The organism is Paenibacillus sp. 01L418 (assembly GCF_056400045.1).
In genome coordinates, this window is sequence record NZ_JBFTSN010000708.1 from 1 (window position 1) to 1764 (window position 1764).

Annotated in this window: 2 protein-coding genes; both read right to left on the reverse strand. The window is 44.9% G+C overall.

All coding sequences use genetic code 11. From position 1 onward, the window contains the following. Window positions 1–578 (reverse strand): creatininase family protein (locus AC1DSE_RS34890; RefSeq protein WP_477529083.1); only part of this gene is annotated, 578 nt, incomplete at its 3' end. A gap of 23 nt (window positions 579–601) precedes the next feature. Further along, window positions 602–1764 (reverse strand): glycoside hydrolase family 10-like protein (locus AC1DSE_RS34895; RefSeq protein WP_477529084.1); only part of this gene is annotated, 1163 nt, incomplete at its 5' end.

Below are 1764 nucleotides of genomic sequence, written 5' to 3' on the forward strand. Positions count from 1 at the left end.
CCTTTGGACTCCCACTCGCCTGGATTCAAACGGTCCATATGGACTAGAGACGGATTAATATGAAGAATTTGCGATGTTTCCATATGATCGGCATGCCCATAGTCATCTGGCGTTTCATAGGATTGATCAAGATGAGCAAGCTGCTCGGCATTTAATTCCCATAGATTATAGGCGTACACAACATAATCCTTGCGTTCATCAAGCATCGTTTGGACGAAATAGCTCAGCAGATTGTTATTGCCGCCGTGCCCATTGGCCAAAATAATTTTGTTGAAGCCGTTGCGCCTAATTTCCTTGCACACTTCCTGCAAGAGGCGCAGCTGCAGCTCACTGCCAAGAGCAACTGTGCCTGTGTAATGCTTCACCTCGGATACTTGGCCGAAAATATAATAAGGAAAAATAACACAGGACTCTAATTGAGCTGACTTCTCTACAATTTCTCTAGCGATCATCATATCCGTTCCGAGGGGAAGATGATCGCCATGCTTTTCAAGACAGCCGATCGGCAGCACACAGACTCGGTTCGTTGACTTCACGGCCGCCTCAAATTCCTTGACGGTTAAGTTTTCCCATAACATACAGTTGGTCCTCTCTGTGTTGTTTAGTGCGCTGCCTTGGATACGTAAACGAGAATAATGGTTTCCAAATAATTAAGATCCGCAGCCATTCGTTTTTTAACTTCTACGTTCAAAGCACGATCCGATTCGATACGCTCCAGAAGCTTCTCTATTTTCTTAAGTGCTTCTTTGGCGTCCTTGCCAACTGATTTTTTATCCTTCCAGCTTTTTTCAAGCTGCTCCAGCTCTTTTACATATTTCTTATCGTTATCCATCCCATTGAACGGGACATAAATCTGTTTGATTTTGCGCTGCATTTCGGAAATGATCGTTTTGAAGGATGTTAAAACATCTTTGTCTGGCACGATGGCGGGTTTGTTGTAGAGCCCTGCTAAAAGCGCCTTGTCATATTCATTTCCAAACAACGATTCAAATTCGAACAAAGCTGAGCCGGAGACGCCTACTGCGACGGAGTCGTTTATTTGTTTAAGCAGCATCTCCTTCGTTAAGCCAAGATTCGTTCCGACACCAATGACGATCAGCGCTTTGTTGTTTKCGAGTGTAACGGAGTTTAAGGAATCAGTGGCAACAGATGAAGCGTCTGGATGATAGGACATCGGAAAGAGCTGGTCGATATAGTTTTTGGCAATCCAGTCCTTTGGCTCTTGGTGCATGAACTCTGGCCCATTCACGTAGTTCGGCCATACGGCTGCGGAGACTCGGATATCCGGCTTCAATTTTTTGGCTTCACTGGAGATCCGATATACGAACTCATTAATCGTATTTTTTCTAAAATCAACCCACGCTTGCCAAAGGTTGTCGCCGGGACGAAGGTCGATCGGATCTGCGCCATGCTTCTGCTTGAACAGATTGCGCGTATAAGAGTCATAACCAAAATCGTTCGTGTAATCACCTGCATCGGGATAACGAATATAGTCCAAATGCAAGCCGTCTACTTTATATTTCTGAAGCAGCTCCTTATAAATTTCAGAAACAAAGTCCCGTACTTCAGGCCTTACAGGGTTGAGGAAATAGTACTGGGTGTTGTAAAGTGGAACGTCTTGATAATCATGGCCTTGTCTACTAATCATGGACCATTCCGGCTTAAGGCTTCTGACGGGACCTGCCATACTGCCGACGCCTACCAAAAAGTTTTCTACCCACGCATGAACCTCGATGCCTGCTTTTTTGGCTTCTGTTATATAGG